This is a genomic window from Mycobacterium sp. NGS69, from assembly GCF_059812165.1.
This window is the reverse complement of the sequence record NZ_JCALCD010000009.1, coordinates 95,917-117,710: the sequence shown is the minus strand read 5'-3', so window position 1 is coordinate 117,710 and position 21,794 is coordinate 95,917. Positions and strand designations below refer to the sequence as shown.

Below are 21,794 nucleotides of genomic sequence, written 5' to 3'. Positions count from 1 at the left end.
TATGAGCCTGACCGAAGAGGCGACAGCAGCGGAAGCGGCACCGGAACCGCTGGAAGCACCGGCGGTTCTGTCGGCCGAGGGCCTGAGCAGCTTCCAACCGCCGGCCGGGCGCGTGCTGCTCGTCTGGGACGCTCCCAACCTCGACATGGGCCTGGGCTCCATCTTGGGGCGGCGCCCCACGGCCCTGGAGCGTCCCCGCTTCGACGCCCTGGGTCGCTGGCTGTTGGCGCGAACCGCGGAGGTCAGCTCGGGCCGCCCCGGCGTCGTCATCGAGCCCGAGGCCACCGTTTTCACCAACATCGCCCCGGGCAGCGCCGACGTCGTGCGGCCGTGGGTGGACGCGTTGCGAAACGTGGGGTTCGCGGTCTTCGCCAAGCCGAAGATCGACGAGGACAGCGACGTGGACCGCGACATGCTGGCCCACATCGCGCAGCGGCATTCGGAAGGGCTCGCGGCGCTGGTGGTGGCGTCCGCCGACGGTCAGGCATTCCGTCAACCGCTGGAAGAAATCGCGCGGACCGGGGTTCCCGTCCAGGTGATCGGATTTCGCGAACACGCCAGTTGGGCGTTAGCGTCGGATACCTTGGACTTCGTCGACCTGGAAGACATTGCGGGTGTGTTCCGGGAGCCGTTGCCGCGGATCGGCCTGGATTCGCTGCCTGACCATGGAGCATGGCTGCAGCCGTTCCGGCCGCTGTCCGCCCTGTTGACCACGCGTGTGTGAGACTGGGAAACCAATGCGTGGGTCGCTAGAGATCCAGTAAGGAGCTTACGTGTTCGCCTGGTGGGGACGAACTGTGTACCGATACCGGTACATCGTCATCGGGGTCATGGTGGCTCTGTGCCTCGGCGGCGGCATTTTCGGCATGAGCCTGGGCAAACACGTTACACAGAGCGGCTTTTACGACGACGGCAGCCAGTCCGTCAAGGCGTCGGTCCTGGGTGACCAGACCTACGGCCGCGACCGCACCAGCCACGTCGTCGCCACCTTCACCGCTCCCGACGGCAAGACCGTCGAGGATCCGGCGTGGCGGCAGAAAATCGTCGACGAGCTGAACAAGTTCAAGAACGACCACCCCGACCAGGTCGTCGGGTGGGCGGGCTGGCTGGCGGTGGCCAATCCCGCCGACGCGCCCCCGCTGATCAAGGGGATGGCGACCGAGGACAAGAAGCACACGTTCGTGTCGATCCCGCTGAAGGGCGACGACGACGACTCCATCCTCAACAACTACAAGACCATCGCGCCGGACCTGCAGAAGCTCGACGGCGGGACCGTCCAACTCGCGGGCCTGGAGCCGATTGCCAACGCCCTGACCGGCACCATCGCCACCGACCAGCGCCGCATGGAGGTGCTCGCGCTGCCGTTGGTGACGGTGGTGCTGTTCCTGGTGTTCGGCGGCGCGATCGCCGCCGGCCTGCCGGTCATCGTGGGCGGGCTGAGCATCGCGGGCGCCCTGGGCATCCTGCGGTTCGTCGCCATGTTCGGGCCGGTGCACTATTTCGCGCAGCCGGTGGTCTCGCTGATCGGCCTCGGCATCGCCATCGACTACGGGCTTTTCGTGGTGAGCCGGTTCCGGGAAGAGATCGCCGAGGGCTACGACACCGAGGCCGCCGTGCGACGCACCGTCATGACGGCAGGTCGCACCGTCACCTTCTCCGCGGTGCTGATCATCGCCTCGAGCGCCAGCCTGCTCGTGTTGCCGCAGGGCTTCGTGCATTCGCTGGTCTACGCGATCTTCGCGGCCGTCGGCCTCGCGGCGCTGCTGTCGATCACGCTGCTGCCGGCCTGCCTGGGCATCCTGGGCCGCCACGTCGACGCGCTGGGCGTGCGGACCGCGTTCCGCGTTCCGTTCCTGCGGAACTGGAAGGTGTCGCGCGCCTACCTCAACTGGCTGGCCGACCGGCTGCAGAAGACCAAGACCCGCGAAGAGGTCGAGGCCGGCTTCTGGGGCAAACTGGTCAACTTCGTGATGAAGCGGCCGCTGGCGTTCGCCATCCCGATCGCCGTCGGCATGATCCTGCTGGTCATCCCGCTCGGCAACCTGTCGTTCGGGGGCATGAGCGAGAAGTACCTGCCGCCCAACAACTCCGTGCGCCTGGCGCAGGAGCACTTCGACAAGCTCTTCCCCGGCTACCGCACCGAGCAACTGACCGTGGTGATCAAGAGCAACAACGGCAGCAAGGTCACGGATCAGCAGGTGGCCGACATCCGCAACAGGATCGCGCCGATCACCGGGTTCACGGACAAATCCTGGGAGGAGCGACCGTGCCCGGCCATCGCGGGCAACCCCTGCGTCAACGGCCCGAACGGCGCGACGCAGCCCAAAAACGACTCGGTGCGCGTCATTCAGAACGGCCTGTCCAACCGCAATGACGCCGCCAAGAAGATCGACGAGCTGCGGGCCATAAATCCGCCGAAGGGCCTCACCCTGCTGGTCGGCGGCACGCCCGCGCTGGAGCAGGACAGCATCCACAGCCTGTTCGACAAGGCGCCGCTGATGCTGGTCCTGTTGCTCGGCGCCACCACCTTGCTGATGTTCCTGGCGTTCGGATCGGTGGTGTTGCCGATCAAGGCGGTGGTGATGAGCGCGCTGACGCTCGGGTCCACGCTGGGCATCCTGACCTGGATCTTCGTCGATGGGCACTTCTCGACGTTGCTGAACTTCACGCCGACACCGCTGATGGTGGTGCTGATCGCGCTCGTGGTCGCGGTGGGCTTCGGCCTGGCCACCGACTACGAGGTGTTCCTGGTGTCCCGAATGGTCGAGGCGCGCGAACGCGGCATGTCCACCGCGGAGGCGATCCGGATCGGCACCGCGACCACCGGACGCTTGATCACGGCCGCCGCCCTGGTCCTCGCCGTCGTCGCCGCGTCGTTCGTCTTCTCCGATCTGGTGCTGATGAAGTACCTGGCGTTCGGCCTGATGGCGGCGCTGTTGCTGGACGCCACCGTGGTCCGCATGTTCCTGGTGCCGTCGGTGATGAAGTTGCTCGGCGACGACTGCTGGTGGGCCCCGCGCTGGGCCCGGCGCCTGCAGAACAAGATGGGACTGGGCGAGATCGACCTGCCCGACGAGCGCAAGCGCCCCACCCTCAACGGCCGGCCCGCCCGGCCCCCCGTCGCGGCGGCCAGCCTGGCCGCCGGGGCATCGCGCGCACCGCACGACCCCACCCACCCCGGCTCGCTGGAGCCGTCGCGGGCGGGCCACCCGGACCAGCTCGAACCCCGGCCCGCCCGGGAACTGGCGGCCGGCGCGAGCACGCCGTCCGCCGGGAGCACCACGCGCCTGCAGGCCCAGCCGACGGAAGCGAAGACCGCGCGCCTCACGGTGCCTCCGAACGCGGCCCCCAAGCCGCCGGTGTCGCCGCGGCCGCCGGCGCCCCCGACACCGTCGAGCGGTCAGACCCGGGCCATTCCGGTGCCGCCCAACAGCTCCGGTGAGTACGACCCGGCCGACCCCACCGCCGCCCTGCCGGTCATGGGTTCGGACGCCAACGACTCCGACGCGGCCACCGAGAAACTCAACGCCCGCGGGCAAGGCGAGAACGGCGACCGGCGTCGCCGGGGCGCCGGCGGGGGCGTCAGCGCGCAGGATCTGCTGCGCCGCGAGGGACGGTTGTAGCGCCCGACGGGTCAGTCCGGCTCGTCCGGTTCCGCCTGGACGACGACCCCGGCCTCGTCGGTCTCCTCGGTCTGCTTTTCCGCCTTCGCGGACGGGTCCGGCGCGAGCAGCACCTGGATCGCGTTGTTGAGGAACGCGACCGTCGGCACGGCGAGCAGGGCCCCGACGATCCCGGCGAGCACGCCGCCGGTGGAGATGGCCAGCACCACCGCCAGCGGGTGAATGGAGACCGCACGCCCCATCACCAGCGGCTGCAGCAAATGCGCCTCGAGCTGGTTCACCGCGATCAGCAAACCGAAGGTGATCAGCGCGTAGACGAGCCCCTTGGCCAGCAGCGCGACCACGACCGCCAGCAGTCCCGAGACCAGCGCACCGATCAGCGGAATGAAGGCGCCGAGAAACACGATTGAGGACAGCGGCAGCGCCAGCGGGATGCCCATGATCGCCAACCCGGTGCCGACTCCCGCGGCGTCGGTCAGGGCGACCAGGAAGGTGGCGCGCACGTAGCCGATCAGCGACACGTATCCGGCGAAGCCCGCCGCCCGCACCCGCTCCCGGGCGCCCGCCGGGAAGATCTTCGTGACGTACTGCCAGATGTTGCGGCCGCCGTAGAGGAAGAAGATCAGCGTGAACAGCGTCAGCACGGCGGCTGTCACCAGCTCGGTGATGGTGGCCGCGGTGGAGAGCGCGCCGCTGGTCAGCTTGGACTGGTTGTTGTGCAGCGCCTGGATCGCGGCGTTGCCCGCGTTGGATATCTGTTCGCCGCGCAGGTGCAGCGGGCCCTCCATCAGCCAGCGGCGGCTGGAGTCGATGCTGCGGCTGATCTGCTCCGTCAGGTCGGGCAGACCGTAGACGAACTGGACGATGACGAACGTCAGGATGCCGCCGAAAACCGCGAACCCGCCCAGCATGACCAACGCCACGGCCGCCCCGCGCGGCAGGCCACGCCGGTCGATCCAGTCGACGGCCGGCACCAGCAAAGCGCTGACCATCAGCGCCAGCAACACCGGAACGACGACGACTTCCAGCTTCTGCACGACCCAGAGCAGGGCGACCGCCGCGGCCAGGATGACCAGCAAACGCCACGCCCAGGCCGCGGCCTTTCGGACCAGAGGTTCGACGGACCCAGCCTCCAAGGCGTCGTCGGTGTTTGCCGGCATCAGGCCAGCCTATCTGGCGGCGGCGGCCGCGACCGGCCGTTGCGCCTCCCCCGCGTGGCCCGACCCGGCACGATCCGGTTACGACCCCGACACAGTCGGAGCTTCGCCTCGCTGGCCGCGCCACCTGCGCGGTTACCCTAAAGCACGTGTCGCACGACGCACCCGCCCGCAAGCTGGACCTGACGCGCGAAGAGACCCCGCGCGGCAGGTACTGGTGGGTGCGCTGGGTGGTCCTAGGGATCGTCGCGATCGTGCTTGCTGTCGAGATCGCGCTCGGCTGGCGCCAGTTGGCGAAAGCCTGGATGAGCCTCTACGAGGCCAACTGGTGGTGGCTGATCGCGTCGGTGGTGGCGGCGGCCGCGTCGATGCACAGCTTCGCCCAGATCCAGCGCACCCTGCTGAAATCGGCGGGCGTGCACGTCAAGCAGCTGCGGTCGGAGGCCGCGTTCTATGCCGCCAACTCGCTGAGCACGACGCTGCCCGGCGGGCCGGTGCTGTCGGCGACGTTCCTGTTCCGCCAGCAGCGGCTCTGGGGCGCGTCGACGGTGGTGGCCTCGTGGCAGTTGGTGATGTCGGGCGTGCTGCAGGCGGTGGGGCTGGCGCTGCTCGGCCTGGGCGGCGCCTTCTTCCTGGGGGCCAAGAACAACCCGTTCTCGCTGCTGTTCACGCTCGGCGGCTTCGTCGCGTTGCTGCTGTTGGCCCAGGCGGTGGCGTCGCGCCCGGACCTGATCGAGGGCATCGGCAGCCGGGTGCTGTCGTGGGTCAATTCGCTGCGCGGCAGGCCGGCCGACACCGGCCTGGACAAATGGCGCGAGACCCTGATGCAGCTCGAGTCGGTGAGCCTGGGCCGCCGCGACCTGGGTGTGGCGTTCAGCTGGTCGATGTTCAACTGGATCGCCGACGTCGCCTGCCTCGGCTTCGCGGCGTACGCCGCCGGCGATCACGCGTCGGTCGCCGGGCTGACGGTCGCGTACGCCGCCGCCCGCGCGGTCGGCACGATTCCGCTGATGCCGGGCGGACTGCTGGTGGTCGAGGCGGTGCTGGTGCCCGGCCTGGTCTCCAGCGGGATGTCATTGCCGAGCGCGATCTCGGCGATGCTGCTCTACCGGCTGATCAGCTGGTTGCTGATCGCCGCTATCGGCTGGGTGGTGTTCTTCTTCGTCTTTCGCACCGAAAACGTCGCCGACTCCGACGATGACGACCCGATCACCGGCCCGCTGGCCGTCGTGCGCGACGGCGACCCGACCACCGACCCGACCGAAACCGCCCTGCAGGGTCCGCTGCCGCCGCCCGAGCCCAGCCAGGAAATCGACGGTTAGCGCGCGCCACCGATCGTCACGCCGGGCAGCGTCGGGGCCGGCACGCCGCCGGCCGGGGAGGCGGCCGGCGTGCCGCCGCCTGCCAGCGCGGGCAGCCCGCCCGCCGCGCCCTGCGCCTGCTGCATCATCCCCATCGCCTGCGGGATGGAGATCGGCAACTTGCACTGCGTCGACAGGCTGGTCAACGGCGACGCGATCGACGTCATGTCGCCGGCGACCTTCGGGTTGGCTTCGAAGTAGGACTTGAGCCCCGTCAACGACTGCGGGCCGGCCTGCTGCTGCAGCATCGAGGTCATCGTCTGGTTGGTTTCGGGATGCGAGTCCAGGTAGTCGCCCATCGACTTGGAGACCGAGCCGATGGTCCTGGCGATCTCGCTGGCCGCGCACGGGTCGTTGGCGCCCGTCGCCGGCGGCCCGGCGAGGACGGCGACGGCGGCGCCCGGCACCGTGAGGGCCAGCAGCCCGGCGAAGATTCTGCGGCGCCCGGTTGCGGTGGCTGTCGTCATGGATCGCTCCTTGAAAGTTTGCGAGGGTGCGCGGCGTCGCAGGCGCATCGCAAAACGGTTGGCGTGACTGGCTCTTCGTGACGGGGTTCCCCGCTCCCCCGCGCGGCCATCGGACATCCTGCCATCCCCACACCGCCGCTGCTAGTTCGTGTGATCCACATCCCGCTTGGTCACCGGTGCACAACGACTGGGCGGCGTCTTGGCAACATCCGTGTCGTTGCAGCTCAGGATGCAGATAAGCCGACATAATCCACAGGCTGCTGCGGTATTCTCGCCTGCACGCATTGCGTGAGAACCCGGGGAGTGAAGAAATCCAGCAGTTCATGATGCGCCTCAGCCGCAGCCTGCGTAAGTACCGCTGGTTGGTCTTCACAGGCTGGTTGCTGGCATTGGTGCCGGCGGTGTACATGGCGATGACGCAGTCGGGAAACCTCACCGGCGGCGGTTTCGAGGTGGCCGGCTCGCAGTCGCTGGCCGTGCACGACCAGCTCGAGGATCTTTATCACGACCAGGGGGCGTCCTCGCTGGCGCTGGTGGCGGCCCCCCGCCCGGACGCCAGCTACTCCGACATCAACGACGCCGTCGCACAGCTGAGGCAGATCGCCGGCGAGTTCCCCGGCGTCACCGAGGTCCCCAACCCCACCCAGCGGCCGCCGCAGCCCGACCGGCCGTACGTGATCTCGCTGCGGATGGACGCCCGCAACGCCGGCACCAGCGACCTCGCCAAGCAGCTGCGCCAGAAGGTCGGCATCAAGGGCGACCAGTCCGGCCAGACGGCGGACGGCCGGGTGCGGCTTTACGTGATCGGGCAGGGCGCCCTGTCCGCCGCCGCCGCCGCGAACACCAAGCACGACATCGCGGCCGCCGAAAAGTGGAACCTGCCGATCATTCTGGTCGTCTTGCTGGCTGTGTTCGGTTCGCTGGCCGCCGCGACGATCCCGCTCGCCCTCGGCGTCTGCACGGTCGTCGTCACCATGGGTCTGGTCTACTTCCTGTCGGCCTACACCACCATGTCGGTGTTCGTGACCTCGACGGTGTCGATGTTCGGGATCGCGCTCGCCGTGGACTATTCGCTGTTCATCCTCATGCGTTTCCGCGAGGAACTGCGCGCCGGGCGCCAGCCGGACGAGGCCGTCGACGCCGCGATGGCCACCTCGGGGCTGGCGGTGGTGTTGTCCGGTATGACCGTCGTCGCCTCGCTGACCGGCATCTACATCATCAACACCCCGGCGCTGAAGTCGATGGCGACCGGCGCGATCCTGGCCGTGGCGGTGGCGATGCTGACCTCGGCTACCTTGACGCCGGCGGCGCTGGCCACCTTCGGGCGGGCGGCCGCCAAGAGGTCGCGCCTGCTGCACTGGTCGCGCCGGCCGGAGGGCAGCCAGTCCCGGTTCTGGATCCGGTGGATTTCAGCGGTGATGCGCCGGCCGTGGGCGTCGGCGGTGGCCGCGGCGGTGGTGCTCCTCGTCATGGCCGTGCCGACCGCGTCGATGGTGCTGGGCAACAGCCTGCTGCGGCAGTTCGACTCCGCCCATGAGATTCGCGCCGGCGTCGGCGCCGCCGCCCAGGCGCTCGGGCCCGGCGCGCTCGGCCCGATCCGGGTGCTGGTCACGTTTCCCGACGGCGGCGCGGCGTCGCCCGAGCACAGCCAGACGGTCACCGCGATCCGTCAGCGAATGACGCAGGCCCCCAACATCGTTTCGGTGTCGCCGCCGCAGTTCGCCGAGGACAACGGCAGCGCGCTGCTGTCGGCGGTGCTGTCGGTCGATCCCGAGGACATGAAGGCCCGCGAGACCGTCGGCTGGATGCGCGCGCAGCTACCCAAGATCCCCGACGCGGGGACCGCGCGTGTGGACGTGGGCGGCCCGACCGCGCTGATCAAGGACTTCGACGACCGGGTATCGCAGACCGAGCCGCTGGTGCTGGCATTCGTCGCGCTGATCGCGTTCGTGATGCTGTTGATCTCGATCCACTCGATCTTCCTTGCGCTCAAGGGCGTGCTGATGACACTGCTGTCGGTCGCCGCCGCCTACGGCAGCCTCGTCGTGGTCTTCCAGTGGGGCTGGTTGAGCGACCTCGGCTTCACCCAGATCAGCTCGATCGACAGCACGGTGCCCCCGCTCGTGCTGGCGATGACCTTCGGGCTGTCGATGGACTACGAAATCTTCCTGCTCACCCGGATCCGGGAACGCTTCCTGCACTCCGGGAACACCCGCGACGCGGTCGCCTACGGCGTGAGCACCAGCGCCCGCACGATCACCAGCGCCGCCCTGATCATGATCGCCGTGTTCATCGGGTTCGCGTTCGCCGGCATGCCGCTGGTCGCCGAGATCGGGGTGGCGTGCGCCGTCGCGATCGCGGTCGACGCCACCGTGGTGCGCCTGGTCCTCGTCCCGGCGCTGATGGCGATGTTCGCGCAGTGGAACTGGTGGATGCCCCGGCTGCTGCGCCGCGTGCTGCCGTCGGTCGACTTCGACCGGCCGCTGCCCCAGGTCGACCTCGGTGACGTGGTCGTCATCCCCGACGACATCTCCGCGCTGGCCGCGCCCAGCGCCGACCTGCGGATGGTGCTCAAGTCGGCGGCCAAGCTCAAGCACCTGGCACCCGACGCCATCTGTGTGGCCGACCCGCTCGCGTTCACCGGTTGCGGGCGCAACGGCAAGGCGACGCCGTCGGTCGCCGCCGACAGCCGCGGCCTCGGGCCCGGACAGATCCCCCACCAGGTCGACATCGACGACGGCGGCGCGGGGGTCGGGGCGAGCCCGGCCACGAACGGCAGCAACGGTCACTCGCCCACCAAGAAGCTGGTCGGCGGCCTGGCGTCGCGCAACGGCATCGCCCGCGCGATCGCCGGGGACCGGCCCGTTCACCCGGTCACGCTGTGGCGCGGCCGGCTGTCCGTCGCGATCGACGCGCTTCAGACCGACGCCTCGAACGCCGCGGCCTATGAACGGCGCAGCCCGGTGGAGACCACCCACGTGCAGCTGCCCACGGGCGATCGCCTGCTCGTCCCGACCGGCGCGGAGGCGCTGCGCCTCAAGGGCTTCCTGATCATGTGCCGTAACAGCAGCCGCGATTACGCCGACTTTGCAGACATGGTTGACAACGTGGAACCGGAGACCGCCGCGGTGGTGCTGGCCGGGATGGACAGGTATTACTGTTGTCAAACACCCAGGCGGGAATGGATGGCCACCCAGTTGGTCCGCCGGCTCGCGGACCCACATCCCTCCGATATCAGCGACGAATGGTCGGATTCCGGCGCGAAAGCGGACTGGGACGACGTCAGGCAGCGCTGCCTGTCGGTGGCCGTCGCGATGTTAGAGGAGGCGAGGTGACGTTGGCATCCGAACGGCGCCCGGCACCGCCGCCCGAGCGGCCCGGCGGCGAACAGCGCACGGCCAATGGCCCTTTCGACTCCGATCAGCCCGTCGAGTTCTGGCCGACGTCCGCCGTCCGTTCGGCGCTGCAGGGCGGCGACATCACCACCTGGAAGCGCATCGCCGCGGCGCTGAAACGCGACCCGTACGGACGGACCGCTCGCCAGGTCGAAGAGGTGCTCGAGGGCACGCGGCCGTACGGCATCGCCAAGGCCCTGTGGGAGGTGCTGGAGCGGGCCCGCACCCACCTGGAGGCCAACGAGCGCGCCGAGGTCGCCCGGCACATCCGGCTGCTGATTGACCGGTCGGGCCTGGGCGAACAGGAATTCGCGTCGCGCATCGGGGTGTCCCCCGAGGACCTGGGCAGCTACCTCGACGGCAGCGTCAGCCCCACGTCCGCGCTGATGATCCGGATGCGCCGGCTGTCGGATCGGTTCGTCAAGGTGAAGTCCGGCCGGTCGGCCGAATCCAACTGACGCGTCAGCGGCCGTTCATCGGCGTCACGTTCGACACCAGCCAGGTGTCGCCCTTCTTGGCCAGCGTGACCCGCAGCGCGGGCGCGGCCTGACTGGGCGGCTGGCCCGGGGCGTTCTGGGTGACCCGCAGGATCACCGCCACGCTGGCCGCCGACGGCCCCAGCGCCTCGACCCCCGCCGACAGCGTCGCGGCCTGCGCCGTCACGTTGTGCTGGGCCAGTTCCGCGCTCGACTTCCGGTACTGCTCCCGAAACGCGTCCGCCTGGTCCGGCACCATCATCGCCGCGGCCCGGTCGATGGAACTGGTTGGGGCGCTCGGGGTGAACGAGGCCATCGCCTCGGCCATGCCCGTGGCGACCTGAACCACCTCGCGGGTGTCCTTCTTGAAGTTGCGGTCCGTCTTGGTCCAGTGCGTGTACCCGGTCAGCACCGCCGCGCACAGGGCGGCCGCGCACAGGAAGACGACGGCCAGCCGCAGCCCCGGGGCATCGTCGTCAGTGCCGACGCTGACCGAATCGCGGCGCAGCAGCCAGAAGTTGACCCCCACCCCCTCGACGATCAGCAGCACCAAGACCGAGCACGCCGACACCCACCACAGCGGCCAGCCGAGGACGAACCCGATCGCCAACAGCGCGGCGATCGCGGCCAGCGGGGCCGCGATGTCGAAGGCCAGCAGCCGCCAGATGTTTCTCATCGGATGGAACTCAGCCCGGAGATCATCAGCTTGCCGTCGACGTCGGCCACCTCGAGCCGCAGGTTCCAGTGCACGACCTGCGGCTTGGCGCCGACATTCTCGCTGACCGACGTCGCGACCAGCATCACCGAGTCCATCCGGCTGGCGAACGGCGGCAGCTTGGTCGTCACTATTTCTCTTGGCGGCCTTGGGCGCTCCGGCTGGGTGTCCAGGTCGCGGTGCACCGTCTCGATCGCCACCGCCTCGATCCGACCGGCGCTCTGCGACTGCAGCTTCTGGACGACCTGCCGATAGGGGTCCACGGCCGCGTCGAAGTCGGTGTTGAGTTCCCCGACCGTTCCGTCGTGCAGCTTTTGCAGGCTGGCGTCGATGTTTCCGCTGTTCATGTTGATCAGCACGCCCGTCCACTCGGCGGCGGTCTGCATGACGCGGGTCAGGTAGACGCGCTCCGCCAGCTCGTCGCGGTGTGCGGACCAGATGACGTAGCCGAGCACGACGGCGGCGACCGCCAGCACGCCGAGGACCGTCGACGCGATGCCGTAGGTGGAGAAGATCCGCCCGCCCGCGGGTTCGGCCTCGTCGTCGGAATCGGCCTCATCTTCCGACTCGACGTCGGCTACGGATTCCACGTCGGCTTCGGATTCCAGGTCGGACATGGGCCGATCGTCGCATCCAAAAGAAGATGGAAGGATGGCGGGGTGACAGTAGAGGCCATTCGATCGGGCGTCGACCTGAGCTTTGTCGACGCGAACGCCCGCCCCCAAGACGACCTTTTCGGCCACGTCAACGGCCGCTGGCTGGACGACTACGACATTCCGCCGGACCGGGCGACCGACGGCGCGTTCCGCGCGCTGTACGACCGCGCCGAAGAGCAGGTGCGCGACCTGATCACCGAGGCGGCCGAGCAGGGCGCCGCGACGGGGACCGACCCGCAACGCATCGGTGACCTCTACGCCAGCTTCCTCGACGAGGACGCCGTCGAGCGCCGGGGCGTGCAGCCGCTGCTCGACGAGTTCGCCGTCATCGACGACTGCGCCGACACCGCTGCCCTGGCCGCCGCGGTCGGCGCCCTGCAGCGCACCGGGGTCGGCGGGGGCGTGGCGATGTACGTCGACACCGACGCCAAGAACTCGGCCCGTTACCTGGTGCACTTCGCCCAGTCCGGCATCGGCCTGCCCGACGAGTCCTATTTCCGCGAGGAGCGGCACGCCGAGGTGCTGGCCGCCTACCCGGGACACATCGCGCGGATGTTCGGGCTCGTCTACGGCGGGGACCCCGGAACGCACGCGGACACCGCGGCCCGGATCGTGGCGCTGGAGGCCAAGCTCGCCGCCGCCCACTGGGACGTGGTCAAGCGCCGCGACGCCGACCTCACGTACAACCTGCGCACGTTCGCCGAGCTGCGGACCGACGCGGCCGGCTTCGACTGGGACGGCTGGGTGACCGCGCTGGGCGGCACGCCCGACGCGCTCGCGGAAGTGGTTGTGCGGCAACCGGATTACCTGGCCGCGTTCGCCGCACTGTGGGACAGCGAAGATTTCGATGATTGGAAGCGCTGGGCGCGTTGGCGTTTGATCCGCGCCCGCGCCGCCTGGCTGACCGATGACCTGGTCGCCGCGGACTTCGACTTCTACGGCCGGCTGCTGACCGGCACCGAGCAGATCCGGGAACGCTGGAAGCGCGCGGTGGCCCTGGTGGAGAGCCTGATGGGTGACGCCGTCGGAAAGCTCTACGTGCAGCGGCATTTCCCGCCGGACGCCAAGGTCCGGATCGACACCCTGGTGGACAACCTGAAGGCGGCGTACCGCCAGTCCATCGGCGAGCTGGACTGGATGACGCCGCAGACCCGCGAGCGGGCGCTGGCCAAGCTGGAGAAGTTCACCGCCAAGGTCGGCTACCCGGAGAAGTGGCGCGACTACTCGAAGCTGGTCATCGACCGCGACGACCTGTACGGCAACTACCGGCGCGGGTACGCGGTCAACCACGACCGCGAGCTGGCCAAGCTCGGCGGCCCGGTGGACCGTGACGAGTGGTTCATGACGCCGCAGACCGTCAACGCCTATTACAACCCGGGGATGAACGAAATCGTCTTCCCCGCAGCCATTTTGCAACCACCGTTCTTCGACGCCGAGGCCGACGACGCCGCCAACTACGGCGGGATCGGCGCGGTGATCGGCCACGAGATCGGGCACGGCTTCGACGACCAGGGCGCCAAGTACGACGGCGACGGCAACCTGGTCGACTGGTGGACCGACGACGACCGCACCGAGTTCGGCGCCCGCACCAACGCGCTGATCGAACAGTACGAGGCGTACGTGCCGCGGGCGCTCGGCGACGGCCACCACGTCAACGGCGCCTTCACGGTCGGCGAGAACATCGGCGACCTGGGCGGGTTGTCCATCGCGCTGCTGGCCTACCAGCTGTCGCTGAACGGCCAGGCCGCCCCGGTCATCAACGGCCTGAGCGGCGTGCAGCGCGTGTTCTACGGCTGGGCGCAGGTGTGGCGCACCAAATCACGTGACGCCGAAGCGATCCGGCGCCTCGCGGTGGATCCGCATTCCCCGCCGGAGTTCCGTTGCAACGGCGTCGTCCGCAACATGGACGCGTTTTACGAAGCCTTCGGCGTGGCCGAGGGAGACGCGCTGTACCTGGCCCCGGCGAGCCGGGTCCGGATCTGGAACTAGGCAACCGCCTCGATGCGCGCCGGCACGTGCTTGTGCCACGGTGTGCCCGCGTAGGGGTCGCGCCATTCGGTGGAGGTGAGCGCGTTCGGGGCGACGCCGGGAACGACGGTGCGCCCGTCCTCGTCGAGGTAGTCGAGACCGAAACCGTTGGGCAGGGCGGCATGCCCGGCGAGCATGGTCTCGGTGACTTCGACGGTCGCCTCGGCGCTGCCGGCCGCGGTGCTGACGCGCGCCCGGCCCCCGTCGACGAGCCCGAGCACCTGGGCGTCCTCGACGCTGACGCGCAGCGCCCCGTCGGCGTCGCGTTTGCGCCAGGACGGGTCGCGGATGATGTCGTTGGCGGTGTAGGCGCGCCGCTCGCCCACCGACAGCACGATGGGGAACTCCGACGTGGTCAGCTCGGTCGACGTCGCGGCCAAAGCCCTTAGGTCGAACAGCATTTCGGGGATTTCCAGCGCGATCTTGTGATCGGAGTGGCCGATCAGCGCGAAGTCATCCTCGTAGTTGTGCGCGGTGAACGTGACCCCGGACGGGTTGTCCAGGATCGCGTCGAACAGCGCGTTGCCGTCGGCATGGCCGGCCCGCCGGACCGCGTCCGGATAGGTCATGGCGGTCTTCTGGGCCAGCCCCCACAGGGCGGCCGCCCCCGCCATGCCCGCCGGCAGCGTGGGCCCCAGCGTCTCGTACAGGACGTAGGGCAGCAGCTTCGCCACGGTCGGGTTGCCGCCGACCGCGGTGAGGAATGCCTCGGTGTAGGCCTGGCGGCCCCGCTGCGCTGCCTCGCGCAGGGGTCGCAGGTCGGCGTCGCCGACCACCCCGAGCGCGCGTACCAGCCGGGCCCAGATCTCCGGTTCGGGCAGGGTGCCCGGCAGCGGCTCGAGAAGCGGGCGGCGCAGCTGAAAACCGTTGTGCGGGAATTCGAAGTTGAAGAACGTGGCTTCCGGCTTCTCGAACTGTGACGCCGCGGGGAGCACGTAGTGGGCCAACCTGGCCGTCTCGGTCATCGCGACGTCGACGACCACCATCAGCTCCAGCGATCCGAACGCCTCCCGGCACGCCGCCGAATTGGCCAGCGAGTGGGCGGGATTCGCGCTTTCGACGATCATCGCCCGGAACCGGTCCGGGTGGTCGGTCAGGATCTCCTCGGGCACGGCGTTGCTGGGGATCAGCCCTGCGATGATCGGCGCACCGGTGACGGGCGTGCGGCCCGTGACCGTGCTGAACAGCGGTGCGAGTGACGAATGCAGATGCTGGCCACCCTTTTTCGCGAAGTTGCCGGTGAGGATCCACAGCAACTTGTTCAGGTAGGAGCACAGCGTGCTGTTCGGCGCCTGCTGGATGCCGAGGTCTTCGAACACGGCGACGCTGGCGGCGCTGCCGATACGCCGCGCGGCCGCGCGCAGCAATTCCTCGTCGACGCCGCAGCGCTGCGCGTAGTCGCCGACCGGGACCGCGCGCAGCTCCGCGCGGACGGCGTCGGCGCCGTGCACGTGCTCGGCGAGAAACGCTTCGTTGCAGAGGTTTTCCTGAACCAGGACGGCGGCCAGCGCCGCCAGGCACCAGGCGTCGGTCCCGGGCCGGACCCGCAGATGGAAGTCGGACATCTTGGCGGTGTCGGTGAGGACGGGATCCATCACGATCATCGACCGGGCCGGATCCTTGGCGATCTCGTTGAGCACCACCCGGGCCCGGGGGAAGCTCTGCGACATCCACGGGTTCTTGCCGACGAACACCGACACCTCGGCGTGCTCGAACTCGCCGCGCGTGTGTCCGCCGTACAGGTGCGCATCCACCCACGCTTCGCCGGTCTTCTCCTGCGCCAACGCATTTGACCGGTAGCGCGCGCCCAGCGCCTTCAGGAACGCCCCGCTGTAGGCCCCGCCCAGGTGATTGCCCTGCCCGCCGCCGCCGTAGTAGAAGATCTTGTCGCCGCCGTAGGTGTCGCGGATGTGTTTGAAGCCCTCGGCGATCTCGACAACGGCGGTGTCCCAGTCGATCTCCTCGAAGGTTCCGTCGGCGCGGCGGCGCATCGGCGACGTCAGGCGGGCGCGGTTGTTCTGGTAGTGGTCCAGCCGCAGCGCCTTGTTGCAGGTGTAGCCCTGCGTTCCCGGATGCGCCTTGTCACCCCGGATGCGGGCCAGTTTGCGATCCTCGACCTGCACCACGATGCCGCAGTTGCATTCACACAGGATGCAGGCGGTGGGCTGCCAATCTGTGGTCGTCATTGCGAATTCCTCTCGGAGAGCTCGGCCGCCAGCAGCCGATGCAGCTGCCGGTGCACGACATCAAGGGGTGTCAGGTCGCGCCGCACCCGGGCCAGCACGATCGCGCCCTCGAGCGCGCTCGTCGCCAGCACCGCGAATTCGCCGGCACGGTCCGGGGCCACGCCGTCGGCGACGACGCGCGCAGCGATCAGGTCCGACCAGCGGTCGAACACCGCCGCCGCGCGCTCGACCACCGGCGCCATCCGGTCGCGGTCGGATTGCTCGCCGGCTTCGACGGAGACGGCGACGACGGGGCAGCCGGCGCGGAAGTCGCTGTCCAGCAGCTGGCGGCGGTACTTCTCGATCAGCGTGTCCAGCAGCTCGAGGCTGCCGCCGGCCTCGGCGATGACGGCGGCCACGTGCTCGCCGGCGTAGTCGACGGCCTCGCAGAGCAGCTGGGTCCGCCCTCCCGGGAAGTAGTGATAGGCCGACCCGCGCGGCGCGCCGCTGTGCTCGAGAACGTCCGAGATGGCGGTGGCGTGCGCCCCGCGCTCCCTGATCAGCAGGGCGGCGGAAACCACCATCCGCTCGCGGGGGCTACGCATATGTATGATGCTATACATAATCCGATGCCGCGCGAAAGTACCCGCGCGAGAAGACACAAAATCGCCCTATTCCGAGCAAGAATGGGCGATTTTGCGTCTGGTGGGGTTTAGTTCATCCAGTCGGCGGAGCCGTCGTTCTTCTTGTAGTCGCCGCCGGTGGAGTTCTTCACGATGATCGGATCGCCGGGCCCGAAGTTGTCGAAGAACCACCGCGCGTTGCTCGGGCTGATGTTGATGCAGCCGTGGCTGACGTCGCGCTTGCCCTGGTCGTCCACCGACCACGGCGCGCTGTGCACGAAGTCGCCGACGTTGTCGAAGCGGACGGCCAGCTCGACCGTCACCTTGTAGCCGTACGTCGAGTTGACCGGGACCCCGTAGGTCGAGGAATCCATCACCACCGAGGGCATCTTCTCCTGCACGTAGTAGGTGCCGTTGGGGGTCTGGTGGTTGCCGGACGTCATGCCCATCGACATCGGGATGGTCTTCTCCACGGTGCCGTTGCGGGTGACGGTCAGTTGGTGCGTGGAGTCGTCCGCCGTGGCCACCAGGGTGTCGCCGGTGTGGAAGCTCATCACGGTGCCGCCGGCGTCGACGGTCACGTCGGTGTGGGCGGGCCAGAAGCTCAGCGGGCGCCAGCGCAGCTGCGTCGGCGTCATCCAGTAGAACTTGCCCGGCACCGGCGGGGTCGACATCACGTGGACCGCGTCGATGGCCGCGCCCGCGTCGTCGACCCGGCCGGGGAAGTTGATGATGATCGGCTGGGCCACGCCCACCGTCGAGCCGTTCTTCGGGACGAACGAGGGCGGCCCGAACGGCGCCGTGCCCGTGAAGGGCGTCGGGTTCTGCCCGGCGGCGGGACCCGCGGCCGCGGGCAGGGCGCCGGGGAACTGGAACGGCGGCGGCGCGAGCGGGTCGGCGGGCGGCGGCGCCGCGACGGGCGGCGGCGCGGGAGCGGCGGGCGGGTCCGCGGGCGCCGCCACGGTCCCCGGGTCGCCCGGGGCCGGGTCGGGATCGGCGAGCGCGGGCACCGCGCTCAGCACCAGGACCCCGCTCAACACGGAAGCCAATCCGGCCGCCTTCAGAGCCGCGAACATATGCATCCCTCCAGTCGACTACTCCGAAATAGTGTGGCATAGCGCGCACCCCGGCTACCCGTTCCGCGACGGGCGGCGCACCGGTGTGCGGCCCGGTCGGCACCGCTGACCTGCGCAGCTATGAATTGCGTGAGCTTGCCGGGGCGGGCGCTGGAGCGGGGTCGAGCATCTGCCGATTGGCCGCCATCCCGGCCAGCGCGGCGCCCATCAGGCCGGCCGAGGCGGTCAGCATCAGCGCGACGCTGCGCTCGTAGAGCAGTCCCCCCGCCAGCGAGCCGGCCATGATGCCCACCTGAAAGGCCGTCACATACAACCCCGAGGCGCCGTCGGGGTCGTCGGCCCCATTGCGCATCGCGGCGGACTGCAGCATCGGCGAGACGGCGGTGGCCATGGCGCCCCACAACACGATCGCCCCGATTCCGACCAGCGCGACCGAATAGGGGGCGCCGGCGCGACCGCCGCCGAACGCGAGCGCGGTCAACACCACGAACGCGGCGGTCAACCCCGCCATGCAGACGAGCACGGCGCCCCGGGGCCGGCGGTCCAGGGGCCGCGCCACCAGACCCACGGCGATCACCCCGGCCGCGCCGTAGGCGGCCAGCACCCAGGCGAGGTTCGGTCCGCGCACGCCGACGACCTCCCGGATGATCACGACGATGTAGGTGTACGACACGAAATGGCCGGTGACGCCGACCATGGTGATGACGCTGACGACGATCAGGGCGCGGTTGCGGTGGTGGCGCGCCCGCGGGCCCACGCACTTGAGCTGGTCGGCGGACAACACCAGCTCGGGCAGCAACAGCCAGGCCGCCAGGGTCACGACGGCCGCGGCGACGGTGACGCACACCGCGGCCAGCCGCCAGCCCCACATCAGGCTCAGGGCGGCCGTGAGCGGGCTGCCGATCACCAGCGCCAGGCTGGTGCCGATGTAGATCGACATCGTGGCGCGTCCCGCATGGCTCGGCGGCACCAGCCGGGTGGCGAGCGGGGCGATGATCGACCACAGCAGCCCGTGGGTGAGCGCGCACAGCACCCGCCCGACGGCCAGCACGGCGAAGTTGGGCGCCAGCGCCGAGATGAGCTGCGAGACCGTCAGGCAGACGAGGCTGGCCACCAGCGCCCGGCGGCGCGGCCAATGCGCCGTCCAGCGCACCAGCGGAAACGTCGACAGGGCCGCCACCAGCGCGTACCAGGTCAGCAGGGTTCCCACCAGGACGACGCTGACCTGCAGGTTCCGCGCGATCGCCGAGAGCGCGCCCACCGGCAGGATCTCCGCCGTGACGTATGTGAAGGCGGCGGCGGCCAGCACCGACAGCTGCGCGGCGACCCGTGGCGTCCACGTTCGCGCGGCAGTGGTGGCGGCTTCGACAGTCATAGGATCGGGTACGCAATCGGCCGGGCAAGGCTGCTTGGCGAGATCACGCTGCACCTACCGTACGCACCGCAACAATAGGTTCCCCGGAGTTAGCGGTTCAACACGCCTACCGAGAGCGATCAGGAACGGACCAGGCGCGCGATGGCGGCCGAGGCTTCGGCCAGCTTGATGTCGGCCTCGTCGCCGCCCTCGGCCACTGCGTTGGTGACGCAGTGGTTCAGGTGCTCGTCGAGCAGGTTCAGCGCCACCGACCGCAATGCGCTGTTGACCGCGCTGATCTGGGTGAGGACGTCGATGCAGTACTTGTCTTCCTCGATCATGCGCGCGATGCCCCGCACCTGGCCCTCGATGCGCCGCAGCCGCTTGGCGTAGTTGTCCTTCTGCTGCGAGTATCCGTGCTCGGTCGTCATGTATCCATGCTACTTGGTACCCCGACGGGGTATGCCCGCAAATATTGGGTTGGTCGCGCCGCGCATACTTGCACGATGGCCCCTGACATCAAACCCCGCAGTCGCGAAGTCACCGACGGTCTGGAGAAGGCCGCCTCTCGTGGCATGCTGCGCGCGGTAGGCATGGGAGACGACGACTTCGCCAAGCCGCAGATCGGGGTGGCCTCGTCGTGGAACGAGATCACACCGTGCAACCTGTCCCTGGACCGGCTCGCCAAGGCGGTCAAGGAGGGGGTGTTCTCGGCCGGCGGCTACCCGCTCGAATTCGGCACGATCTCGGTGTCCGACGGCATCTCGATGGGCCACGAGGGCATGCACTTCTCGCTGGTGTCGCGTGAGGTGATCGCCGACAGCGTCGAGACCGTGATGCAGGCCGAGCGCTTGGATGGGTCCGTGCTATTGGCCGGCTGCGACAAGTCGCTGCCCGGCATGCTGATGGCCGCCGCCCGCCTGGACCTGGCCGCGGTGTTTCTCTACGCGGGCTCAATCTTGCCGGGCGTGGCCAAGCTCTCCGACGGCAGCGAGCGCGAGGTCACCATCATCGACGCGTTCGAGGCCGTCGGGGCGTGCGCGCGCGGGTTGATGCCGCGCGAGGACGTCGACGCGATCGAGCGCGCGATCTGTCCGGGCGAGGGCGCCTGCGGTGGCATGTTCACCGCCAACACCATGGCCAGCGCCGCCGAGGCGCTGGGTATGTCGCTGCCCGGCAGCGCGGCGCCCCCGGCCACCGACCGGCGCCGCGACGGGTTCGCCCGGCGCAGCGGCCAGGCCGTCATCGAGTTGCTGCGCCGCGGCATCACCGCACGCGACATCCTCACCAAGGAGGCGTTCGAGAACGCTATCGCGGTGGTGATGGCGTTCGGCGGCTCCACCAACGCGGTGCTGCACCTGCTGGCCATCGCGCACGAGGCCGACGTGGAGCTGTCGCTCGAGGACTTCAGCCGGATCGGGTCGAAGGTGCCGCACCTGGCCGACGTCAAACCTTTTGGTCGCCATGTGATGTTCGACGTCGACCACATCGGCGGGGTTCCCGTGATCATGAAGGCGCTACTGGACGCGGGCCTGCTGCACGGCGACTGCCTGACCGTCACCGGCCAGACCATGGCCGAAAACCTCTCGGCCATCGCCCCGCCTGATCCGGACGGCAAGGTGCTGCGGGCGCTCGACAACCCGATCCACCCGACCGGGGGGATCACGATCCTGCGCGGCTCCTTGGCGCCCGACGGCGCGGTGGTCAAGTCCGCGGGCTTCGACTCCAACGTGTTCGAAGGCACCGCAAGGGTTTTCGACGGCGAGCGCGCCGCGCTGAACGCCCTCGAGGACGGCACCATCACCAACGGTGACGCCGTGGTGATCCGCTACGAGGGCCCGAAGGGCGGGCCCGGGATGCGCGAAATGCTCGCCATCACCGGTGCGATCAAAGGCGCCGGGCTGGGTAAGGACGTGCTGCTGCTGACCGACGGCCGATTCTCCGGCGGCACCACCGGCCTGTGCGTCGGGCACATCGCCCCGGAGGCGGTCGACGGCGGACCGATCGCCTTCCTGCGCGACGGCGACCGAATCCGCCTCGACGTCGCCAACGCCACACTCGACGTCGTGGGCGATGAAGCCGAATTCGCTTCTCGTCGTGAGGGTTTCACTCCCCCGCCGCCGCGCTACAAGACCGGCGTGCTGGCCAAGTACGTCAAGCTGGTCGGCTCTGCGTCGGGTGGCGCAATCTGCGGCTAGGCCCGCGTGGCCGCCTGGCGGGTGCGCATGCCGAAGTAGGTGGCGTTGAGGCCCAGGAGGGTCAGCAACGCGCCCGCAACGACATTCGACCAGGTCATGCCGCCGGTCGCGGTGAAGCCGGGCAGCACCCACGGCGCGACGACGAGCCACAAGCCCAGCACCGGCAGCGTCCACGTCATGCCGTGGGCGCGATCCAGGGCCGTCGCGAAACCGTAGGCCAGGAACGCCACCGCGATCCCGACGATCAGGTCGGACGTGGCGAGCGATGCCGTTCCGCTGAATCCCACCAGCCACGGTGAGGCGGCCACGTACAGGCCGGTCAGCAGGGCCAGGCCGAAGGTGACATGCGCGCTCGTCGACTCGGCGACGCGCTCGTAATTCGCGCGCAGGGCCAATAAATCGGGGTGGTGATCGATTGATGAATGGACCGTACTCATTTTGTGACCTTTCTGTTATGCAGCAAGCCTTTTGAGCTTGGCTGCACCCATCCATCCGCTGTC

At 69.3% G+C, this 21,794-nt stretch carries 17 protein-coding genes; 7 read left to right on the top strand and 10 right to left on the bottom strand.

Annotated features, from left to right (window positions below; translation table 11 throughout):
- Position 1 precedes the first annotated feature (1 nt).
- Both AC5Y2S_RS24355 and mmpL3 read left to right on the top strand, forming a co-directional pair.
- Positions 2-724, top strand: a complete 723-nt coding sequence (locus AC5Y2S_RS24355; RefSeq protein ID WP_499958874.1) for an NYN domain-containing protein — start codon at positions 2-4, stop codon at positions 722-724.
- A 49-nt stretch (positions 725-773) separates the two neighbouring features.
- Positions 774-3,623, top strand: coding sequence for a trehalose monomycolate exporter MmpL3 (gene mmpL3 / locus AC5Y2S_RS24350; RefSeq protein ID WP_499958872.1), 2,850 nt, complete (start codon positions 774-776; stop codon positions 3,621-3,623).
- An 11-nt stretch (positions 3,624-3,634) separates the two neighbouring features.
- Here the strand turns inward: mmpL3 and AC5Y2S_RS24345 are convergent, their stop codons facing one another.
- Complete coding sequence (locus AC5Y2S_RS24345; protein WP_499958871.1) at positions 3,635-4,783, bottom strand: AI-2E family transporter; 1,149 nt, start codon at positions 4,781-4,783, stop codon at positions 3,635-3,637.
- A gap of 146 nt (positions 4,784-4,929) precedes the next feature.
- Between AC5Y2S_RS24345 and AC5Y2S_RS24340 the strand changes: the two genes are divergently transcribed.
- Positions 4,930-6,102: a lysylphosphatidylglycerol synthase transmembrane domain-containing protein gene (locus AC5Y2S_RS24340; protein WP_499958870.1), complete on the top strand. Its 1,173-nt coding sequence runs from the start codon at positions 4,930-4,932 to the stop codon at positions 6,100-6,102.
- Here AC5Y2S_RS24340 and AC5Y2S_RS24335 read toward each other — a convergent pair.
- The gene (locus AC5Y2S_RS24335; protein WP_499958869.1) at positions 6,099-6,608 is read right to left on the bottom strand and encodes a hemophore; all 510 of its coding nucleotides are present in this window, start codon (positions 6,606-6,608) and stop codon (positions 6,099-6,101) included. The genes AC5Y2S_RS24340 and AC5Y2S_RS24335 overlap by 4 nt on opposite strands.
- 323 nt (positions 6,609-6,931) lie before the next feature.
- Between AC5Y2S_RS24335 and AC5Y2S_RS24330 the strand changes: the two genes are divergently transcribed.
- Both AC5Y2S_RS24330 and AC5Y2S_RS24325 read left to right on the top strand, forming a co-directional pair.
- Positions 6,932-9,943 carry an MMPL family transporter gene (locus tag AC5Y2S_RS24330; protein ID WP_499958868.1) on the top strand — a complete coding sequence of 1,004 codons (3,012 nt, stop codon included), beginning with the start codon at positions 6,932-6,934 and terminating at the stop codon, positions 9,941-9,943.
- Positions 9,940-10,461, top strand: a complete 522-nt coding sequence (locus tag AC5Y2S_RS24325) for an XRE family transcriptional regulator (protein ID WP_499958867.1) — start codon at positions 9,940-9,942, stop codon at positions 10,459-10,461. The genes AC5Y2S_RS24330 and AC5Y2S_RS24325 overlap by 4 nt, the downstream gene beginning before the upstream one ends.
- 4 nt (positions 10,462-10,465) lie before the next feature.
- Here AC5Y2S_RS24325 and AC5Y2S_RS24320 read toward each other — a convergent pair whose 3' ends face one another.
- Complete coding sequence (locus AC5Y2S_RS24320; RefSeq protein ID WP_499958866.1) at positions 10,466-11,155, bottom strand: hypothetical protein; 690 nt, start codon at positions 11,153-11,155, stop codon at positions 10,466-10,468.
- Positions 11,152-11,811: a hypothetical protein gene (locus AC5Y2S_RS24315; RefSeq protein WP_499958865.1), complete on the bottom strand. Its 660-nt coding sequence runs from the start codon at positions 11,809-11,811 to the stop codon at positions 11,152-11,154. Before AC5Y2S_RS24315 ends, AC5Y2S_RS24320 begins: the two co-directional genes overlap by 4 nt.
- 42 nt (positions 11,812-11,853) lie before the next feature.
- On the opposite strand from AC5Y2S_RS24315, the gene AC5Y2S_RS24310 reads away from it, so the two are divergent.
- Positions 11,854-13,839: a M13 family metallopeptidase gene (locus AC5Y2S_RS24310; RefSeq protein ID WP_499958864.1), complete on the top strand. Its 1,986-nt coding sequence runs from the start codon at positions 11,854-11,856 to the stop codon at positions 13,837-13,839.
- Here AC5Y2S_RS24310 and AC5Y2S_RS24305 read toward each other — a convergent pair.
- The 5 genes from AC5Y2S_RS24305 to ricR form a co-directional block, all read right to left on the bottom strand.
- Positions 13,836-16,064 (bottom strand): molybdopterin-dependent oxidoreductase, encoded by a 2,229-nt coding sequence (locus tag AC5Y2S_RS24305; RefSeq protein ID WP_499958863.1) that lies wholly within the window; start codon positions 16,062-16,064, stop codon positions 13,836-13,838. The genes AC5Y2S_RS24310 and AC5Y2S_RS24305 overlap by 4 nt on opposite strands.
- Positions 16,061-16,648, bottom strand: a complete 588-nt coding sequence (locus tag AC5Y2S_RS24300) for a TetR/AcrR family transcriptional regulator (protein WP_499958861.1) — start codon at positions 16,646-16,648, stop codon at positions 16,061-16,063. Before AC5Y2S_RS24300 ends, AC5Y2S_RS24305 begins: the two co-directional genes overlap by 4 nt.
- Positions 16,649-16,755: 107 nt before the next feature.
- Positions 16,756-17,742: a L,D-transpeptidase gene (locus tag AC5Y2S_RS24295; RefSeq protein ID WP_499958859.1), complete on the bottom strand. Its 987-nt coding sequence runs from the start codon at positions 17,740-17,742 to the stop codon at positions 16,756-16,758.
- 118 nt (positions 17,743-17,860) lie between these two features.
- Positions 17,861-19,117 (bottom strand): MFS transporter, encoded by a 1,257-nt coding sequence (locus AC5Y2S_RS24290; protein WP_499958857.1) that lies wholly within the window; start codon positions 19,115-19,117, stop codon positions 17,861-17,863.
- Between the two features lie 119 nt (positions 19,118-19,236).
- Positions 19,237-19,527 (bottom strand): copper-sensing transcriptional repressor RicR, encoded by a 291-nt coding sequence (ricR, locus tag AC5Y2S_RS24285; protein WP_499958856.1) that lies wholly within the window; start codon positions 19,525-19,527, stop codon positions 19,237-19,239.
- Positions 19,528-19,602: 75 nt separating this feature from the next.
- Here ricR and ilvD point away from each other — a divergent pair, with 75 nt between their 5' ends.
- Positions 19,603-21,294, top strand: coding sequence for a dihydroxy-acid dehydratase (gene ilvD, locus AC5Y2S_RS24280; RefSeq protein ID WP_499958855.1), 1,692 nt, complete (start codon positions 19,603-19,605; stop codon positions 21,292-21,294).
- Here the strand turns inward: ilvD and AC5Y2S_RS24275 are convergent.
- Positions 21,291-21,731 carry an SPW repeat protein gene (locus AC5Y2S_RS24275; RefSeq protein ID WP_499958854.1) on the bottom strand — a complete coding sequence of 147 codons (441 nt, stop codon included), beginning with the start codon at positions 21,729-21,731 and terminating at the stop codon, positions 21,291-21,293. The two genes, ilvD and AC5Y2S_RS24275, sit on opposite strands and share 4 nt — an antisense overlap.
- Positions 21,732-21,794 lie beyond the last annotated feature (63 nt).

Excerpts from the sequence above, each read along its gene's own strand:
- AC5Y2S_RS24315 (WP_499958865.1), bottom strand. The coding sequence starts at position 11,811 with ATGTCCGACCTGGAATCCGAAGCCGACGTGGAATCCGTAGCCGACGTC.
- AC5Y2S_RS24275 (WP_499958854.1), bottom strand. The coding sequence starts at position 21,731 with ATGAGTACGGTCCATTCATCAATCGATCACCACCCCGATTTATTGGCC.
- AC5Y2S_RS24330 (WP_499958868.1), top strand. The coding sequence starts at position 6,932 with ATGATGCGCCTCAGCCGCAGCCTGCGTAAGTACCGCTGGTTGGTCTTC.
- ilvD (WP_499958855.1), top strand. The coding sequence starts at position 19,603 with ATGGCCCCTGACATCAAACCCCGCAGTCGCGAAGTCACCGACGGTCTG.
- AC5Y2S_RS24305 (WP_499958863.1), bottom strand. The coding sequence starts at position 16,064 with ATGACGACCACAGATTGGCAGCCCACCGCCTGCATCCTGTGTGAATGC.
- AC5Y2S_RS24290 (WP_499958857.1), bottom strand. The coding sequence starts at position 19,117 with ATGACTGTCGAAGCCGCCACCACTGCCGCGCGAACGTGGACGCCACGG.
- AC5Y2S_RS24335 (WP_499958869.1), bottom strand. The coding sequence starts at position 6,608 with ATGACGACAGCCACCGCAACCGGGCGCCGCAGAATCTTCGCCGGGCTG.
- ricR (WP_499958856.1), bottom strand. The coding sequence starts at position 19,527 with ATGACGACCGAGCACGGATACTCGCAGCAGAAGGACAACTACGCCAAG.
- AC5Y2S_RS24345 (WP_499958871.1), bottom strand. The coding sequence starts at position 4,783 with ATGCCGGCAAACACCGACGACGCCTTGGAGGCTGGGTCCGTCGAACCT.
- AC5Y2S_RS24295 (WP_499958859.1), bottom strand. The coding sequence starts at position 17,742 with ATGTTCGCGGCTCTGAAGGCGGCCGGATTGGCTTCCGTGTTGAGCGGG.
- AC5Y2S_RS24300 (WP_499958861.1), bottom strand. The coding sequence starts at position 16,648 with ATGCGTAGCCCCCGCGAGCGGATGGTGGTTTCCGCCGCCCTGCTGATC.
- AC5Y2S_RS24355 (WP_499958874.1), top strand. The coding sequence starts at position 2 with ATGAGCCTGACCGAAGAGGCGACAGCAGCGGAAGCGGCACCGGAACCG.
- AC5Y2S_RS24320 (WP_499958866.1), bottom strand. The coding sequence starts at position 11,155 with ATGAGAAACATCTGGCGGCTGCTGGCCTTCGACATCGCGGCCCCGCTG.